Origin of the sequence: Nonomuraea sp. NPDC050680 (genome assembly GCF_040654555.1) — a bacterium.
In the GTDB taxonomy this organism is placed as follows: domain Bacteria; phylum Actinomycetota; class Actinomycetes; order Streptosporangiales; family Streptosporangiaceae; genus Nonomuraea.
This window is the reverse complement of the sequence record NZ_JBFAIF010000005.1, coordinates 329,904-346,946: the sequence shown is the minus strand read 5'-3', so window position 1 is coordinate 346,946 and position 17,043 is coordinate 329,904. Positions and strand designations below refer to the sequence as shown.

Sequence of the window (17,043 nt, the reverse complement as noted above, 5' to 3'; positions counted from 1 at the left end):
CGCACCGGCCGCCGTCGTCGTCTTACGCCTGGCTGAACTCGCCGTCCCTGGCTCCTGCCAGGAAGGCTGTCCACTCGTCGGGGGTGAAGATCAGCGTTGGCCCGTGAGGGTCCTTGCTGTCGCGAACGGCCACATGGTTAGCAACGAAGGCAACCTGCACACAATCACCGTTCGAGCCGCTGAAGCTGCTGGTGCGCCATTGGGCACGGGAGAGATCGACTTTCTCTTTGGCCATCCCGCACTCCTCTCACTTCGTGCTGGCAAGCACACGAGCGACCAGATCGCGTGTTGCTTCCGGGCTGACCGCCATGGCTTGAAGTCGCTCCAGTATGTTCCTATATCGTCGCAAATCCTGGTCACTCTCCAGAAACAGGTCGGCGGCGTTCGTCTCGATGTAGACCACATCGTGGGCATCGTGATCGAACTGGAGAAGGACGAAGGAGCCGTGCATCCCTGGGTGGACACCGGCTACGAAGGGGATCACTTGCAGCGTCATATGAGGATGCTCGCTGCCATCAAGGAGTCCCTGTAGCTGCTCCCGCATGACCTTGGGTCCGCCAACGACTCGATGTAGTACCGCCTCGTCGATGATCGCCGTGAGGGCGGATGCAGGGTCGCGTTGCGCTTGGCGAGCCATGCGGGCTGCCACGCGATTTTCAACCACCTCTGCGGACAACTCCGGGTCGCCACCTGGGATCGCGGCCCGTGCGTAGCCTTCGGTCTGAAGCAAACCCGGGATGAACGACGACTGGTAATTGAAGATCGCTATCGCTTCCTGCTCAAATCCGATGTAGGTGGCGTACTGATCAGGCAAGCCCTCTGAGGCGACCTGAAGCCAGCTCTCTTCCTTCGCCAGCTTGAGGAGTGAGATCAACTCGCTCTGACGTGCAGCCGGCACATCGTACGCGTCGAGCAGTGCCCGCAGGGTGCGCACTTGCGGCTTCGCCTGCGCCATTTCGATCCGGTAGAGAGTGGCGCGGTTGATCTCGGTCGAGTCCGCCACCTGCTCACGTGACAGGTCTGCGCGCTCTCTGAGCTGCCGCAATTCCATCGCAAGCCGCCGCAACCGGGCGGTCGGTGCGTGTCTACGTTGAGCCATACGGCAAAGGGTAGCGGAGCTATCACGATCAGTAATCAAACAACCATTGCGTTCTCACTGGATCGTATGCATCATGTGCGTACCAGGTTGATGACGGATCGTATGCGAATGACCACGGATTGCATCTGGCGAGGGTGCGGCCTGGGAGGAGACGCAGTGGCGGAGCGGTTTCTGGGGGAGATGGTGTTCCCTGGCGAGACTTGGGTGGTGCCGGTGGTTCGCCGCTGCGTCGCGGCGATCCTGCTGGGTGCGGGTCATCGGGACGTGGACAACGCGCGGTTGATCGTCAGCGAGTTGGTCTCAAACGCGCTTCAGCACACGGCCTCGGGTCGTGGTGGCGGTCTCGTCGCGGTGGATGTCGTCGGATTCGGTGCCGACGTGGCGCGGATCGAGGTGACCGATGACGGGGCCCGCACCATTCCGTGTCCGCGCGCGTCCGATGACCTGGACTCTCGCGGACGGGGCCTGAAGCTGGTGGAGCAGATCTCGACCACCTGGGGCATGCGTCGGCCGGGCTCTGGCCACCTCACGGTCTGGGCGGAGTTCGCCACGGTGATGCACACCGCGTACCTGTGCGAGGCGACCGGCCATGCTCTGACGCCAGAAATCGGGGCGTGAGCCGGATGATTCGATGGGATTTTCCGCCACGCTGCAAGTCGCTGCACGTTCGCCACGCCGCGTCCATACGACCCGGGTCGCGTCCGCCTTTCGGTTTGCCACTGAGCAGCCGTAGACGTGATATGTCGGTGTTGTATAGCCTTTCTGGAGGTTTTCCCGGGACTCAAGGGGCCTATGAACAGGCTGGCTGACGAGGACTTGGCGCTGCTGCTGCTGATCCGGTCCTTCGAACGGAAGCTGCTCGCGCTCTTCGAGCGGGGCGAGCTCAACGGCACCACCCACACCTGCCTCGGGCAGGAGTACGTCCCCGTCTCCCTGCGCCCGCTGCTGCGTGACAGTGACTGGGTCTTCAGCAACCATCGCGGTCACGGTCACTACCTGGCCCGGTTCGAGGATCCCGAAGGGCTGCTTGCCGAGATCCTGGGCCGCAAGGGCGCCGTGTGCGACGGGGTGGGGGGTAGTCAGCATCTGCGCCGCGACCGCTACCTGTCGACCGGGGTGCAGGGTCAGAGCCTGCCGGTGGCCACCGGGGTCGCCCTGCACCTGAAGCGGCGCGAGCCCGGTGCGCTCGCCTGTGTCTACATCGGTGACGGGACGTGGGGCGAGGGGGCGGTGTACGAGGCGTTGAACATGGCGCAGCTGTGGCGGCTGCCACTGCTCGTGGTGGTCGAGCACAACGGCATTGCCCAGTCCACGCCGACGGAGCTCCAGATGGCGGGCACGATCGCGGGGCGGGCGGCCGCTTTCGGGATCGAGCACACTCGGGTGACTAGCTTGGATATTTATGACATTAGGCGATATCTCGCTCCTTTGGTGGAGAGAGCCAGGGGTGGCGCGCCGTTAGTGGTGGAGTTCGCCACGCACCGCCTCGGCCCGCACAGCAAGGGCGACGACACCCGCCCGCCGGACGTCGTACGTCCCGATTGGTACGCCGCCTACCAGGCCGAACATCCCGAGCAGCCGGCCCGCCTCGAAGCGGCGGCCCGCGCCCGTGTCGACGTGATCGCCGAAGAAGTGGCTGCCCGGCCCCCGGCCGTCTGGAATCCCGCCGCTCAATCCTTGGCAGTCGGGACCCCCGCCGTCGGGACCCCGGCCGTCGGGACCCCGGCCGGACGGACGCCCGCGTGAGGGTCGGCGAGAACCTCAACCAAGCCCTGCACGGCCTGCTCGGCGACGACCCCGGCGTCTACGTGCTCGGCGAGGACCTGCTGGACCCCTACGGCGGCGCCTTCAAGATCACCCGTGGCCTGTCCACCCGCTTCCCCGACCGCGTCCTGACGACGCCGCTGAGCGAGGGCGCGATCGTCGGCGCCGCCTCCGGCCTCGCGCTGGCGGGGGAGAAGGCCGTCGTCGAGATGATGTTCGGCGACTTCGCCGCGCTCGCCTTCGACCAGATCGTGAACTTCGCCGCCAAATCAGTGTCCATGTACGGCCGGCGCGTCCCGATGCCGCTGGTCATCCGCTGCCCCTCGGGCGGCAACCGCGGCTACGGCCCCACCCACAGCCAGAACCTCCAGAAGCACTTCATCGGCGTGCCCGGTCTCTCGCTGTTCGAGATGTCGCCGTTCCACGACAACCGCGCCGTCCTCGACCGCATGCTCGCGCTGGAAGAGCCCTGCCTGCTCTTCGAGGACAAGGTCCTCTACACCCGCCGGATGTACGAGGTGGACGAGCTGTTCTCCTGGGACCTCGTCGAGGACGTGGCCGTGGTGCGGTTCGACGGCGACCTCGACTACGCGGTGATCGCCCCCGGCGGCGTGGCGCACCGGGCCATCGCCGCCATGCGCACGCTGCTGCTCTCCCACGACCTGGCCGGGGCGCTGCTCGTCCCGTCGCGCCTGTACCCCTTCGACCCCACCGCCGTGCTGCCGCTGCTCGGGCAGGTGGGGCTGGTCTGCGTGGCGGAGGACGGCAGCGCGGGCGGCACCTGGGGCAGCCACCTCGCCGCCGACCTGCACACCCGGCTGTGGGGCTCACTCCGGCGACCGATTCGCCTGGTCAGCTCAGCCGACAGCGTGATCCCCACGGCCGCCCATCTGGAGCGTGACGTGGTGCTGCAGGACAGCACGATCTGCCAGGCCGTACTGGAGGCGCTCGATGGGTGAGATCCGGGTCCCGAAGCTGAACAACAACGACTCGGAGTACACGCTGCTGGAGTGGCTGGCGGCGGACGGGGCGCGGGTGCGGTGCGATGACCCGCTGGCGACGCTGGAGACCTCCAAGGCGGTGGAGGAGCTGGTCAGCGAGCAGGACGGGGTGCTGACCCAGGTGGTACGCGCTGGCGCGCCGTGCGCTCCCGGCCAGCTGATCGCCCGGATCGGCCCGGCACCGGCCGCTCTTCCGGAGCCGGTCCAGGCGCCGATCCCCGCAGCCGACAGCGGGCCGAGGGCGTCGGCCGCGCTTCCGGAGTCGGTCCCGGCCGCCGATGGCGGGCCGATCATCACGGCGCCGGCCCGCGCGCTCCTGGACCAACTCGGCCTCGACCCCGCGCTGGTGGCCGGGCTGGACATCAAGGTGGTACGCCGTACCGACGTGGAGCGGCTCGCGGCGGCCACCGGCGCCAGCGAGGCCCCCGAAAACGCGGAGCGCGCCACACCCCCCGAGAGCGCCGTACCTTCCCACGGCGGGCAGACCCACCCGCTGTCCAACCACCAGCGCGCCGTCGGCAGGACCGTGACCCTGTCGCACCAGACCATCCCCGCCGGATACACCGCGATAAAAGTCGACGTAAGCCCCGCCCTGACGACCGCCCGAGCCCTGACCAGACGCCTCCGCAAGCTGGTCGGCCTTCCGGACCTGCTCATCGCCGCCGTCGCCCGGCTGCACGCCGACTTCCCATTGTTCTTCGCCGAACTCCTCGACGACAGAACCGCCCACGTACCCGACCAACCACGCATAGGCGTGACCATCGACATGGGAACCGGCCTCTACGTGCCGGTGATCCGCGACCGCCTGTCCGTGCCGGACATCGCCGAACGCCTGGCCGAGTTCCGCAAACTCGCCCAGCACGGCGGCTTCAGCGAGGCGCACCTCACGGGCGGGAACATCGTCGTCACCCTCCACCACGACGCCGACATCATCCTGGCCATCCCGATCGTCTTCCCTGGTCAGGCCTGCGCCATCGCCCTCACCTCCCCCCAGACGGAAGGCGAGCGGACGGTGGCGGCGATCGGCCTGGCCTACGACCACCGGCTGGTCAACGGCAGGGACGTGGTCCTGTTTCTGCAGGCGCTGAAGGAGACCCTAGAGAGTACGCCCGAGAGCCTGTAACCCGACCAGGTCGTCCGGGGTCGCGTCGGCGCTCCTGTCGAGCAGGCCCGGCAGCCGTGACCGCAGCGCGACCGCCGCGAGCACCGCCATCGCCACGGCGAACAGCACGTACATCAGGCCCACCCCGCGCCCGGCGCCGGTGCCGATGAGCGCCCCGACGGTCGGGGCGAGCGGGCCGTCGGGGGCGAGCAGCGGGTCGAACACCGCCGCGCCGTACGGTGCCACGAGCCCGAAGCCGAGCGGCAGTGTGGATCAGGCGATCAGGGTGTTCAGCGCGAACACCCGCCCGTGGAACCGCTGTGGCACCTTGACCTGCACGATCGTGGCGTAGACACCGTTCAGCAGCGTCACCCACAGCGATATCCCGAACGCCCCGACCCCGATCGTCACCAGATCCGCTCGCAACCCCGTGACCAGGCAGAACACCGCTAGCGCCAGCGCAGCCGATACGGGTGCGCCACCTTCGACCTTCTACGGGAGATCATCCTCTGCAGCTGCTGACGAGACGAGATCGCGCTCGGTTACAACGGTACACACTTTGCGCCAGAGTCACTTTTACACGGCCACGGACAGCAATACGGGCAAGGCCATGGATTGGGCCCAGGCGACCGCGCCCGCGATGGTCCAGCTAGGGGCCGTGGGAAATTCGCGGGATGATCTTGTATGGCCCGGGGCCCACGCAGGCTATTTGCCCAGTTCAAGCTGCCTAAAGAGACGAAATAGCCTCCACTCTCCTACAGCGGGTGCCGCAGACATCCGATCTGCCTAAGGTGTCAAGCCGTGGCCTTCGAACGCGGCGGGAAGGCCACATGTTCGTTGTAGGTCGCGCCTTTCTGTAGGCAGTGGTGCAGGCGTCCGAGCATCCGGTTGAAGGTGTTGCGGAGCGCGCTGGAGTGTCGATCGCCTTCGGCGCGTCGACGGTCGTAGTGGGCTGTGGGGCCTGGTGCTCGGAGGGAGGCGAAGGCCCAGACGTAGCCGGCGGCGGCCAGGCGCTGGTTCTTCACCTTGCGGTGATGGACGACCAGGCTCTTGCCGGAGGCTCTGGTGATGGGGGCCGCGCCGGCGTAGGCCTTGAGCGCGCGGGCGTCGGCCAAGCGGGTGCGGTCGTCGCCGAGTTCGGCGAGCACGCGGGCGCCGGTGAGGTCGGCCAGGCCGGGGAAACTGGTGATGATGGCGGCGTCGGGGTGCTGGTGGAAGGCTTGGCTGGTGGCGTCGGCGAGTTCGTCGGCGGCGCGGCAGGCGGCGTCCAACTGCAGCAGTAGGGCTTGGGCCTGGCGGCCAAGAGCTTCCTCGACCAGCGGCAGTTGGCGGAGGTGTTCTTCGCGAAACAGCGTCTGCAGCCGCTCGGTCCAGGTTTCGATGTTGCACTGGCGTCCCGTTCGCCGATCGGCCGGCCGTGAGTGCGGTGAACCTGGCCGCGGCGGATCGGCACCCACGTGGCAAACGCGGCATCCAGGTCGGCCAAGCCCTCGAAACGGCGTCCGGCCAGCACGTGATTGCGCACGATCTCCACCTGCCGCTCGACTCTGCCCTTGCCCGTGGGCCGATAGGCGGCCAGCGGGTCGACCTCGAAGCCGTAGTGCGCAGCGAATGCGACGGCGTCGGGGTGCAGCGGAACCGCCTGACCGGGCCCGACATGCCGTTTGACCACGGTCTTGGTCCAGTCGTAGACGATCGAGCCCGGCACGCCGCCGAAATGCGCGAACGCCCGCCGGTGACAGTCCCAGAAGGTCACCAGATCCATCGAGGCGGTGAAGCAGCAGAACGGGTCCCGCGAATACAACAACACCATGTGGAAGGAGTAGACCTTACCGATCCCGGCGTGGGCGAGCAGGTCACCTTCTTCGCCCCAGTCCACCTGGGCTTGGGCGCCCGGCGTGGTCTCGAACCGGCGGTGCAGCCCGCGCATCCGCTCGGTCGCCACCTCGGTGCCGGCCTCGGCGGCCAGACGAGGTCGCGCCTGGGCCACATACAGCTTCACCCGCTGGTAGGAGCGGTCATAGCCGTGCCCAGCGACCAACCGTTCGTAGATGACCGACGCCTTCATCATCAGATCAGCGCGGAGCATCGCGTCGATCACTCCCGTGTACGGGGCGACCACCTGCGGCTGAGTGCCCTTACGCGAGGGCGCTGCCGGAGGCGTCGCCCCGGCCGGTTCGGTGAGGTACTTCTTGACGGTGCGCCAGTCCACACCGCACGCCTCGGCGACTTCTTTGTAGGTGGCGCCCAACTCGTGCAGGGCGCGGAAACGTCGTATGTTCATCCAGGACTCCGGATCCAGGATCATGGAGGTGGTCATCCTTCGGGTTGTCTGCTTGGCCGCCGACAATCCGAAGGATGATCAACTTCATGGCGAGTAGTCAGGTCAACTCGCCGGAGCCCCACCGACATATGAGGTCGTATCCTCAGCTACATGTGAGGTCGTACGCGGACACCCCCGCCTTCACCGAGCACGCCCACCGGGTTCTTGCCGTCCAGCCCGGACCGGTCACGGTGCTGGGCATCGAGGAGGTACGCCGCGGCCGTGCTCGCTAGGTGCTGGAGGAGGCCACCGGCAGTTGGACGACGGCGGTGGATCGTAGGCATACCGGCTTTGTGGACCTGTCTGGCGAGCAGGGGCTGCCCGGCCAGACCGAGGGCCGCACCATCGCCGCGGTGACCGGCTGGCTCGGCCAGCGAGAGGCGGCCTGGCGCGCGGATGGCCTTGGTCGCGATCACCATGTGCACCATCTTCAAGGCCGCCGTACGTGCGGTGTTGCCCCACGCCACGCTGGTGGTCGACCACTTCCGCGCGGTGCAACTTGCCAACCAGGCCCTGACCGAGGTTCGCCGCCGCCTCGCCGTCCAAGTACGCGGCCGCAAGGACAACCGCCGATGGGGGTGCACAACCGGCTGACCTGCTCCGCGATGCGGATGCACGCCCGCCATCTGGATCCGATGATCGATGACCTGCACGCCAGCCTGGGCCGGCCGATCATGGCCGCCTGGAACGCCAAAGAAGATCTGCTAGACCTGCTCGCCCTGACTCGCCCCCACCCCGACCGGCACGTGATCGCCGACCGGCTGTTTCGCTTCTGCGACCGCTACGCCGCCTGCGGTCTGCCCGAACTTCACCGCCAGGCCACCACCATCGAGACCTGGTGGCCCGAGATCCTGGCTTTCATCCGCACTGGCATCACCAACGCCGGCGCCGAAGGCACCAACCGCGTCGTCAAAGCCATCGCCCGCGACGTCTACGGCTTCCGCAACCCCGAAACCCAGCGGTACGCACTCGCTGCGCAACCACCCGAAAAGGCCGCGGACACCTCAACCCCGCTTAAATTAAGTCGAAGAGCCCGAACGAGGCCAGTCAAGGGTAGATACGTAGTCGCCATAAAGGTTCGAGTTCCAGGAGGTCGACTGGATTGGCAACGGAGATAGCAAGGGCGCAAGTCCCTTGAATGAATGGCAATCCTGCTGCCTACGTAGCCGCGCCAGGACCTGATCGAGTTGGCGCACAGTCAGGACACCGTCGCCTGACCGATCAAGCCCAAGACGTCCACTTAAGATAGCGATGTCAGTTTCCATCCTTCTTTGTCCTGAATAGTCTCGCCAGTAGCGTGTTTTCCAGATTTCTCGCGACGTCAGGCGTGAATCTGATGGAACTACGCCAAATGAGGACGCATTGATGTGTGGGCTGGCATACTCGTGGCACGTCAGCGCGCCTTACCGGAGTACAGCTAATGAGTCTCAAAACCAGGCGAGGGATCGCCGCAGCGGTGGCCGTGGCGATCGCGGCTGCGGTGAACGTGGCCACTGGAATGCTCACCCAGCAGTGGGACCTCGCGTGGTGGATCGCGACGGCCGCGCTCGTGGTGGTCGGCGGAGGGATCCAAGCCTGGTTGACCATTGCCGATCCACCACCGCCCACTCGGACTCAATATATCAGCAACACAAGGGTTAATGGGTCGACGAAACAGATCATGAACGCTCCAGGCGAGCAAAGCGTGTCCGACTCCGACATAGGCGGAGATCTATCGCAGAGCCAGTGAACTGGAGAGATGATGGCTATCAGGCGCCGACGCGCATTATCGCCTTCGCCCGGAACGTGCGGGAACGACAAGCACGAGAAGACTCAAACGGTCGGCGATTCGATTATCCTCGGCAACGTCTATCAGACGATCAACGATTGGAGGTCTGCTCACCGGCTCAGCCTTTTTATACTGACACTAGTAGCACTTTTGGCGACCAGCGCCTTGGTTGTCGTTCTCATATATCCTCAAGGTGCTGGGTCGAAAACTGTTCCCACCTCCCCCCCATCGACACATGAACAAGCCTCACCTTCTGTGTCAAGTGAACGAGTCTCAACTCCAGCGCCAAGTAAACAAGATGTGCGGTTCGCCGTCGTCGGCATCTCAGAGGCCGGACCACTTCAATTAGCCACGCCGGTCGGCGTGCGCCTAAACTCGCAGCAACTGCGATATCTGAAAAAGTGGTCATATACGAACATGGACCCCGCGGGGTATGGCAACCACATCCGCGAAGATCTTCAGGCTGTCGGCGCTGCAAGCGTCGACAAACAGTACGTGAGTATCAAACTTGAAGGTGGACGAAACCGCTCGATATCCGTTGACGATATACGCCCAATCAACATTAAGCGAACAGCACCCCTCGCTGGCGCCTTCGTGAATTTCCCTCCCCAAGACGGTGGCGAAGCTCTTCAAATGATCTTCAACTTTGATGAGGCGCAACCTCGAGCTCGAGACAAGGCCGGTAAAGACTTTGAGGAAGCCAGACCAGGCGGTCTATATTTTCATAATCGTTCCATCACTCTGAGAGAGGGCCACGAGGACTCCGTCGTTATAAAGGCGATCACTACGCGATGGTCTGCCACCTTTAACATACGCATTGACTATCACGTTATAGGTGAGGCTATGGAGTCTAAGCATTTGATCTTAAGCAACAACGGCAAGCCATTTGCCCTCACGGCGCTCCACTGCACCCAGTCCACCAAACTTGTGCCAGACGGCTACATCAACGGGCGTATTTCCTATCAAGATATCTGGGAACTTGGCTCCACTGCAATGGTCCGCGCTGCCAATCCCCGTAACCATCCGATCGGCTCCCCATATTGCCTGCCCCCAGACGCGAAAAAGAGAGCCGCTTGAGAAAACTGTAAGCCAATCACGACAGGAGAAGTTCGGCGAAATCTCGACTCGGTATTCGGTGTTCAGGTTCGGTCTTTCAGCGGACGCGAGGGTAGTTCTGCGGCCATACCGCCGGCAGATTGTATCAGTGCCTGTCTGGGAAACCGGGTAGAGACGAAGACAGCAACCCTGCGTCACCTACCCTTTCCGTGGATCCATAGAGATGTCATACGTCTTTGGATTAACTTCAAAGAACTGCTGACCGTAGAGGACGTCAGCGATGTAGAGGCGATCCAGCGGTGCGAAAGAGCCATCGTGATACGGATCGCCACCAATCCCTGAAACCTTAAACGGGCTCCCGTTATTGTCTACCACTTGTCGCACCGTCTTGTCACCGTCGAGTACGACGAGGACTAGCCTGAACTCACAGTAGTACTTACTCACAACAGCGGCTACTTGAAAAACCGATTGCTCTCCTTGCTTCAGGCTCACACTGTTCTCGTCGAAGTACCGGCCGCGCCAGCGATCCTTTTCCTTTAGTTGCTCGTCTACTATTTGCGCCGAAGGCTTCGCCATGTCGAGATTGAAGCCGATGCCTATGCTAGGGTCGCCACCTTGCTCAAGCGCAATGAATGCAGTGCCTTGTAGAGGGACGCATTTCTTCTCGACCTGCATATCAAGTATGCGCACTGGAGACTCTCGTCGCCCTTCCGCTACTATCTTCAGGCTGAGCCCTCGCGTCCATACGCCACCAATTTTTGGCATGTAGGTGTCTGACTGCTCGCCAAAGAGCTGCGTCGTAATCTCCTTGAGGTCTTTTTTGGAGAAGTCGATCCGGTTTGGGATTGCCCAAGAATAGTCGCCGCTAACCTTTCGTTCAATGGCGACCGGCTTGATCCACACTGGATCAGAAGCTGCCACGGGCTTCTTTGGACTCGACGATGCGCTAGCCGACACGTAAACGCTCGGGGTCGTGGTATTTGCATCGCTTCCGATAACCTTCTTAGCTGTATCGGTCACAATGGTCGTTATCGCGGCTGTAAGTGCAGCAGCAGTAATGCCGGCAAGCCAAACCAAGGGCTTCCGTAGACTTCTTCCCCAAAAGCCTTCAGGCTTTGTCGGTCGCCGCCGCGGCACTCGTGGCGGTTTCTTGATCTTCTTAACCTGCCTCATTTGACCCCGGACTTCGATGAAATCACGCGATGCCTACATCGCCAGTAAACCCTCGCCTCCATGATCCGGATAGCTATTCACGTAGAGTGGACCATAATGATCTTTAACGATTTGGCGGAGGTCTGGCGTGCACCGCCCATTGAGGACGAATGCGGGATTAAACGGGACTGGGGCCAAGCAGTCAGGCTGGAGGCTCCGCCGGCATGCAGTGCGCGCAGGAAGGCGCGGGTCTCATCGTTCCCCAGACCAATGCCGTAAGCAGCGCAGGCCGACGCGCGGGGTCGCTATGGCGATACTTGCGATCGGGGTCGGCACGGCAACCGGCGGCGAACGCCTCGGGACAACCCATCAGCAAGGCATGTAGCCGATGCTGCTTATCGGACTGCCATATGGGGTCGGCGCCGCTGGGCTCGGCCATGACCTTGTCACCCGAAGGGGGAGCCATGGCGCGATGATAGTGGAGGTCACCGACACGTTCGCCGGATTCAAGGCGCCCCGGTTCCACTTACGACGGTGTTGGGCAACGGCCCCCGGCTAATGTGTGGATGTGTCCCTCGCCTCATAGCTCAGCGATCGCACCAGCCCACTCAGCAGGTTCTTGGACGCGGAGCTTTCCGGCGTGGCCGACCTGTCGGCGGATTACCGGGCTGTGCGGCCCGCCGATGCAGACGCGGTGCGCCCCGAAGCTCCGCAGGACGGCACCCGGCCGGCGTGGGGGACTCTAGGCGCCGCGATCGACCACCGGATCCGCCACGCATTCAGCGACCAGCGCACCCCCTCCGAATCGGTCCGCAAGGGCGTAGCGGGCGCTGCGGCTCGACCGTCCCGGCCGGTCCGCCAGGCGGTTACCCAGACCGGCGAGGCGTTATGTGCGGCATTGGCCGACCTCATCGAGCACGAGCGGCCCTACGACCGTGCACAACCGATTGCCCTCGCCTCAGCTTCCGAAGAGGAGCTCAACAGGCTCTGTTATGTCATGGCATGGTTCGAAGAGGTCTATCGTTCTGGCCGTTCATTCCGCGGACGCCGCTCGGCGAGGCCGACCCTGACCTGACCGTTGAGCGGTTACTCGCGACCGTACCCGACTACGCTGTCGCTGACCTGGCCGCACAGGTCCAACTGGCCGACTCCGCGCTCGCTCCGCTACGCGCAATATCGTCGCCCGGCCAGGCCGGAACGGGCCAGGTTCACTGGGTCAGCCGACGTCGGCGATGCCGACGCCGACCTGATCACTGGCGGCTTGCTGCTGGATGTGAAGGCCTCAACCAAGGCCACGGCAGGGCGCAAGGAGTTCTACCAGCTCATCGGATATGTCCTGCTGGATTATGACGACCGCTATCGGATCGACAGTGTGGGCCTGTACCTATCCCGTTTCGGCCGCCTGATCACCTGGACCGTGACCGATTACCTGCGACTGCTGGGCTGCCGCCAATCGCTGGTGGAACTGCGCGAGGGATGCACCGCCGCACTCTCAGCACCCTAACCGGTGCGCTCACATCGCATCGCTACAGCATGAGCACAGGCTCGACGGAGAGGGCTCCGCATGGGGCCGGGCCTGGGAAGAGGTCTGGGCGTTACTGGCCGGCCTGTGCGGAGCACAACCCTTGGTCTTCGCGCCACCTGTGTGGCTGACCGGGGCCAGTGCTCAACCTCCCGGTCCGGCGCTACCAGAATCGCCTCAGCTTCGGTAGAGACCTTGGTGTGCCCGGAGCCTGGTTAGGTGTCAATCTTGAAGTACTGGGTGGCTTCATCGATGCTGAACCTTGATCGGAGCCTGCAGGCTGAGTTCTGGTTAGCAAACATGCCCGGCTTCCACAATGCATGGTTGCGTGGAACCGTTGCTTGCCAATCCACAGGTACAACCCATTCACGACGATCTTGTTCGTCCTGGGGAACATTGGCGTGGACGTAGTTGCCCGCGAGATCGAGTTCCGTCATCCTGCGGGTGACTTCGCCTGTAGTCAGCAAGACCTCCGGGTAGGGACGTGCCTCAGCCGTGACAGTTCCGATACCGACATACCCCGACTGCGGGATGTGAACGAACACCCGCGCCCCGATCGGCAGGGCCCGCAGGGTCCTAGAGTAGAAATCTCCGCCACCAGCGGCGACGAAGCCATAACGGCGTGCGTCTTCCCAGTCGCGTCCCTCTGATTCCTCGCCAAAGCTGACGTACCAGTCCTGCCCGTTCCAGGCCTCTTTCTTGCTGCGGCTTGTGGAGCCAGCGGTTGGACTCGCGGCTTTGGCTTCATCCATCAGCCAGGTACGAGCCAGATAGGACCGGCCGTCGTCTTCGAAGTAGCGGAAGAACAGCACGTTGACTGGGACCTGGTGCTCCGTGGCCAGGTAAGTGACGATCCGCTCAGTGGCTGCATCAATCTCGCTAGCGACAACTGTCAAAGTGTGACCCGTGTTGAGTAATTCAGGAGGGTATGTGCCGAACCATTCCGCAAAAGCTTGATCGAATTCGCCTCCACGTCCCTGTTTTCTCGCATAATCGTCATAGATGGCGCGGATCTCCTCGTTGGCGAGGTTCCGCACCCACGAGCCGTAGTCCAAAACCTGTGCCACGACGTCCCGGGGAGTTCGGTCCCGCTTCAACTCCAAGATATGAAGCGTCCCCTCGGCGTCAATGCCGAGGAGGTCGACAAATTTGCCGTGTGCGGTGGGAACTTGCCTGCCGATCAGGAGTATGGGTAGCCCAAGGATGCTCGGGTCCGTCTCCAGCAACTCCTCCAGCCGTGACTCCAGGGGCATCTTGGATGTCCCTACTTTTGCTGGCCTGCCATCGACCCGCCACAACCCGATCTCCAACGGCACGGCACGTACCTCCAATCATCCAGACGCTGCAGGCTAATGACCAGACCGGTCCTACCAGCAGCCAGCAACTGCTAACAATGACCGTAGACCGGCTCCGATGGATCTGGAACAGGAAATAGCATTCACGCCCTCCCGCCAAGGACGAGGAGCGTTTCGCCTGGTGATCGGCACCTGATTGCAAGCTGCAGTGAGGCTCTTTCATCCTCTGGCGGCAGGGGTAGTGGTCACAGCATGATCGCGAGTTTGGCGTTCGCCTGGGGACGTAAGAAACCCCTGGTAGATGGTTTGATCACCACAACCAGATCCGTCACAACCAGGGGCCTCGGATGCTGTTCTATCGTGCCGCCGTCGATTTGTCGCGTGCAATGCTGAACTACGTCGCTGGGATGATCCGCCGGCGCCGCAAGGCGATCAGGTCGGCCTGGCGGCTGCTCAACCCCGGACAGCAGGCCCTGATAGTGCTGGTCTACCTGCGCAAGGGCGAGACGTTCACCGAGCTCTGAGCCGGGTTCGGCATCTCAACGGCGACCGCGTGGCGGTATGTGGAGGAGACGGTGACGCTGCTGTCGGCGCGCTCACCGAAGCTGGCGCAGGCGTTGCGTAAGGCCCTGCGGGACGGCCTGCACTACCTGGTGCTGGACGGCACGCTCATCCGCACCGACCGCATCGCCGCCGACCGGCCCTATTACTCCGCCAAGCACCGCGTGCACGGGATGAACATCCAGATCATCGCCACAGCAGATGGGACGATCGTGTGGACCTCGGCAGCGCTGCCGGGCAAGACACACGACCTGACCGCCGCCCGCATCTGGGGCATCCTGCGCGCGCTGGACAAGGCCTGGATCATCACCCTGGCCGACAAGGCGTATCAAGGAGCCGAGGGCCCGGTTGTCACCCCGTACAAGGGCAAGGACAAGCCCGAGTCCCAGAAACGGGCCAACCGCGCTCACGCCCGCCTTCGCGGACCGGGCGAGCGCGCGAACGCCCAGCTGAAGAACTGGAAGATCCTCCGCAAGCTACGCTGCAGCCCTTCCAAAGCCGGCCACCTATGCAAGGCCATCGCAGTCCTTCAAAACCACCGCGTCGCTCAGGCCGCCTGAGGATGAAAGGGGTCAGTCATGCCGCCGGGTCGAGACATGCGCGGGATGATCAAGCAAGTGATATGAGCCGTAAAGGCATTTAAGCAGGTCAGCTTGGTTGATCAGTCTGCTCTACCCTCGCTCTCCTAATGTGGGTGTCTTTGTCGAGTTCTACGGAGAGGCTGCGACGCTCGCTGACATGATGGCCGCCGTTGGCGCTGGGGCGATCGACGCGAAGCCCTTGAACGCGGCGCTCGATGCCTGAGCAGGGTGATTGGTCCGACGGCGGAGCGGACGATCAACCTGCTGTACATGCCGAAGGTGAGCGGATATGTGAAGACGGAGTTGACGCATTGGTCGGGACACTAGGTCGGCAGCTATCGGGGGCAGGGGAGGAGACTCTGGAGAGAGCGGGCCAGGAGTCGCCCGGTTGGCCCTTGGCACCTCGAGAGGCGTGGCGGCGCCGTCCCTCCAGATCCCACGCCGCCACGCCCGTCTACCGGACACCTCCGGACAGCAGGGCCATCCAGACGGTCCGAGCTTCATTGACCGGCCATCGCGGGGACTCGTGCACAGTGGCGTTGCCGTCGGACTGGACAGTCCGGCGGATGAAGGCTTGGCCGCCGCCGGCGCACAGTTCGTAGAACGTCGCCCTGCACGTGCAGGTCCATGCCATCGGCCGCACTCGGTCGGGCGTCCGGTACGGCTTCCGCCACTCCAGCCGCACATGGTCGCGTTGCGCCATCCCCACGTGTGGACTCAGGCACGGCTCAGCCCCGGTCAAGGTGAGTTCCCGGCGAGAAGTCACGGGCACGGGTCTGGCGGAGGAATCGGCCGATGCGCTTGGCGCGGCGGGTCAGTTCCAGGGATTTGAGGGTATCTGCGATCGCGTCCGCAGGGCCCCCGGCTGGCCTTTCTGTGAGTCGGGGATCCCATGCACCGTCAGAGCGCCGGATAACGTCGAACGCGGGGATGCTCCAGGTGACCACGCTCGTCATCATAGGAGAACATGTAAACACCTGTAAAGAGACGTTAGCTAACGTCATATGACGCCTGCTTCTATCCTTGCAAGTTAAGGCATATCTAGCCTAGGGATCATGTTCAGGTACGACCCGCGCAAGCCCAAGTGGTCGCAGATCGTCGAGGAGATCCGTAGACGGATCGACACGGGCGAGTACGACGCCGAGACTCTGCTCTCCGAGGTGGCGATGGAGGAGGAGTTCCAGGTCTCCAGGCCGACCGTCCGTAAGGCCATGAAGGTGCTCCGCGACCAGGGGTGGGTCGTGACCTCTCAGGGCGTCGGATCGTTCCCGACTACCGCAGAGGAGCGGGCGGCGAACCCGAGCGCTTCGCAGTAACCTCGCCTGCCCATCAAGCCCGAATGGGCGGGTGCGTGGCGGTAGCGTCGAAACAGCCTGGGCGAACGGGGAGGGGTGGCATGGTTTATCGCCCGATGACACTCGTCGACCTTGCCGCGCGCCTGGTGGCGAACACCCATGACAAGATTCGTTGGAAGCTTGTGTGGGAGTTTCTGGAGGAGTCCCGCTCGGAGACTTCCAGCCGGCAGCCCTCGTTGCTCCAGTCCGAGCCGGAATCCGTGGGTGACGAACGGTGGGACGCGTTGCTCGCCGCGCTGGCCGAGCATCTTGCCGCCAAACACGATCTTGCTCCGCCGCCGTGGACGGCGCTACGGGTGTTGCGGCGTCCCTGGTTCCCGGCGGAGCTGGCCAGTCAGCGTGCGGACGCGCTCGTGTGGGCCCCTGCGGCGTTCCGTAAGCACGGGGTCTACCTTTCGAGTAAGGACCTTGAGGCGGCATGAGCGAGGCAGACGGCGGACTGCTTGGCCGAGCGCTGAAGGAGA

At 63.8% G+C, this 17,043-nt stretch carries 19 protein-coding genes and 2 pseudogenes; 13 read left to right on the top strand and 8 right to left on the bottom strand.

Annotated elements, in window-relative coordinates:
- Positions 1–22 precede the first annotated feature (22 nt).
- Together AB0H88_RS21530 and AB0H88_RS21525 are read right to left on the bottom strand one after the other, a co-directional pair.
- Positions 23–235: a DUF397 domain-containing protein gene (locus AB0H88_RS21530; RefSeq protein ID WP_357646976.1), complete on the bottom strand. Its 213-nt coding sequence runs from the start codon at positions 233–235 to the stop codon at positions 23–25.
- 12 nt (positions 236–247) lie between these two features.
- On the bottom strand, positions 248–1,099 hold the full coding sequence (locus AB0H88_RS21525) for a helix-turn-helix transcriptional regulator (RefSeq protein WP_357646974.1): 852 nt from the start codon (positions 1,097–1,099) through the stop codon (positions 248–250).
- 156 nt (positions 1,100–1,255) lie between these two features.
- Between AB0H88_RS21525 and AB0H88_RS21520 the strand changes: the two genes are divergently transcribed.
- The 4 genes from AB0H88_RS21520 to AB0H88_RS21505 all read left to right on the top strand — a co-directional run bounded on the left by AB0H88_RS21520 (position 1,256) and on the right by AB0H88_RS21505 (position 4,987).
- Entirely contained in the window at positions 1,256–1,717 is a 462-nt protein-coding gene (locus AB0H88_RS21520) for an ATP-binding protein (RefSeq protein WP_357646972.1), read from the top strand.
- A gap of 174 nt (positions 1,718–1,891) precedes the next feature.
- Complete coding sequence (locus AB0H88_RS21515; protein ID WP_357646970.1) at positions 1,892–2,845, top strand: thiamine pyrophosphate-dependent dehydrogenase E1 component subunit alpha; 954 nt, start codon at positions 1,892–1,894, stop codon at positions 2,843–2,845.
- Positions 2,842–3,822, top strand: a complete 981-nt coding sequence (locus AB0H88_RS21510; protein WP_357646968.1) for a transketolase C-terminal domain-containing protein — start codon at positions 2,842–2,844, stop codon at positions 3,820–3,822. Before AB0H88_RS21515 ends, AB0H88_RS21510 begins: the two co-directional genes overlap by 4 nt.
- Entirely contained in the window at positions 3,815–4,987 is a 1,173-nt protein-coding gene (locus tag AB0H88_RS21505; protein ID WP_357646966.1) for a 2-oxo acid dehydrogenase subunit E2, read from the top strand. Before AB0H88_RS21510 ends, AB0H88_RS21505 begins: the two co-directional genes overlap by 8 nt.
- Here the strand turns inward: AB0H88_RS21505 and AB0H88_RS21500 are convergent.
- The 4 genes and pseudogenes from AB0H88_RS21500 to istA all read right to left on the bottom strand — a co-directional run.
- Positions 4,961–5,212 carry a hypothetical protein gene (locus AB0H88_RS21500; protein ID WP_357646964.1) on the bottom strand — a complete coding sequence of 84 codons (252 nt, stop codon included), beginning with the start codon at positions 5,210–5,212 and terminating at the stop codon, positions 4,961–4,963. The genes AB0H88_RS21505 and AB0H88_RS21500 overlap by 27 nt on opposite strands.
- A gap of 27 nt (positions 5,213–5,239) precedes the next feature.
- Positions 5,240–5,377 carry a hypothetical protein gene (locus tag AB0H88_RS21495; protein ID WP_357646962.1) on the bottom strand — a complete coding sequence of 46 codons (138 nt, stop codon included), beginning with the start codon at positions 5,375–5,377 and terminating at the stop codon, positions 5,240–5,242.
- A gap of 383 nt (positions 5,378–5,760) precedes the next feature.
- Positions 5,761–6,114 (bottom strand): transposase, encoded by a 354-nt coding sequence (locus tag AB0H88_RS21490; RefSeq protein WP_357646960.1) that lies wholly within the window; start codon positions 6,112–6,114, stop codon positions 5,761–5,763.
- Positions 6,115–6,428: 314 nt separating this feature from the next.
- Positions 6,429–7,250: pseudogene (gene istA / locus AB0H88_RS21485) on the bottom strand (IS21 family transposase); the annotation flags it as partial.
- A gap of 435 nt (positions 7,251–7,685) precedes the next feature.
- Between istA and AB0H88_RS21480 the strand changes: the two are divergent.
- From AB0H88_RS21480 to AB0H88_RS21465, 4 genes are all read left to right on the top strand, one after another.
- Positions 7,686–7,883 carry a transposase gene (locus tag AB0H88_RS21480; protein WP_357646958.1) on the top strand — a complete coding sequence of 66 codons (198 nt, stop codon included), beginning with the start codon at positions 7,686–7,688 and terminating at the stop codon, positions 7,881–7,883.
- Positions 7,862–8,407: a transposase gene (locus AB0H88_RS21475; RefSeq protein ID WP_357646956.1), complete on the top strand. Its 546-nt coding sequence runs from the start codon at positions 7,862–7,864 to the stop codon at positions 8,405–8,407. The genes AB0H88_RS21480 and AB0H88_RS21475 overlap by 22 nt, the downstream gene beginning before the upstream one ends.
- A 302-nt stretch (positions 8,408–8,709) precedes the next feature.
- Positions 8,710–9,018: a hypothetical protein gene (locus tag AB0H88_RS21470; RefSeq protein ID WP_357646954.1), complete on the top strand. Its 309-nt coding sequence runs from the start codon at positions 8,710–8,712 to the stop codon at positions 9,016–9,018.
- Between the two features lie 339 nt (positions 9,019–9,357).
- Positions 9,358–10,134 (top strand): hypothetical protein, encoded by a 777-nt coding sequence (locus tag AB0H88_RS21465; RefSeq protein WP_357646953.1) that lies wholly within the window; start codon positions 9,358–9,360, stop codon positions 10,132–10,134.
- 177 nt (positions 10,135–10,311) lie between these two features.
- Here the strand turns inward: AB0H88_RS21465 and AB0H88_RS21460 are convergent, their stop codons facing one another.
- Positions 10,312–11,286, bottom strand: coding sequence for a hypothetical protein (locus AB0H88_RS21460; RefSeq protein ID WP_357646951.1), 975 nt, complete (start codon positions 11,284–11,286; stop codon positions 10,312–10,314).
- A 619-nt stretch (positions 11,287–11,905) separates the two neighbouring features.
- Here AB0H88_RS21460 and AB0H88_RS21455 point away from each other — a divergent pair.
- Together AB0H88_RS21455 and AB0H88_RS21450 are read left to right on the top strand one after the other, a co-directional pair.
- A complete protein-coding gene (locus AB0H88_RS21455) occupies positions 11,906–12,340 on the top strand; it encodes a hypothetical protein (RefSeq protein WP_357646949.1) in 435 nt (144 codons plus the stop codon).
- A 3-nt stretch (positions 12,341–12,343) separates the two neighbouring features.
- Complete coding sequence (locus AB0H88_RS21450) at positions 12,344–12,769, top strand: hypothetical protein (RefSeq protein ID WP_357646947.1); 426 nt, start codon at positions 12,344–12,346, stop codon at positions 12,767–12,769.
- 233 nt (positions 12,770–13,002) lie between these two features.
- On the opposite strand, the gene AB0H88_RS21445 is transcribed toward AB0H88_RS21450, so the two are convergent.
- Positions 13,003–14,103 (bottom strand): endonuclease NucS domain-containing protein, encoded by a 1,101-nt coding sequence (locus tag AB0H88_RS21445; protein WP_357646945.1) that lies wholly within the window; start codon positions 14,101–14,103, stop codon positions 13,003–13,005.
- Between the two features lie 326 nt (positions 14,104–14,429).
- Between AB0H88_RS21445 and AB0H88_RS21440 the strand changes: the two are divergent.
- From AB0H88_RS21440 to AB0H88_RS21430, 3 genes and pseudogenes are all read left to right on the top strand, one after another.
- Positions 14,430–15,203, top strand: a pseudogene (locus tag AB0H88_RS21440) (transposase family protein).
- A 1,076-nt stretch (positions 15,204–16,279) separates the two neighbouring features.
- Positions 16,280–16,540, top strand: a complete 261-nt coding sequence (locus tag AB0H88_RS21435) for a winged helix-turn-helix domain-containing protein (RefSeq protein WP_357646943.1) — start codon at positions 16,280–16,282, stop codon at positions 16,538–16,540.
- Between the two features lie 95 nt (positions 16,541–16,635).
- The gene (locus AB0H88_RS21430; RefSeq protein ID WP_357646942.1) at positions 16,636–17,001 is read left to right on the top strand and encodes a hypothetical protein; all 366 of its coding nucleotides are present in this window, start codon (positions 16,636–16,638) and stop codon (positions 16,999–17,001) included.
- Positions 17,002–17,043 lie beyond the last annotated feature (42 nt).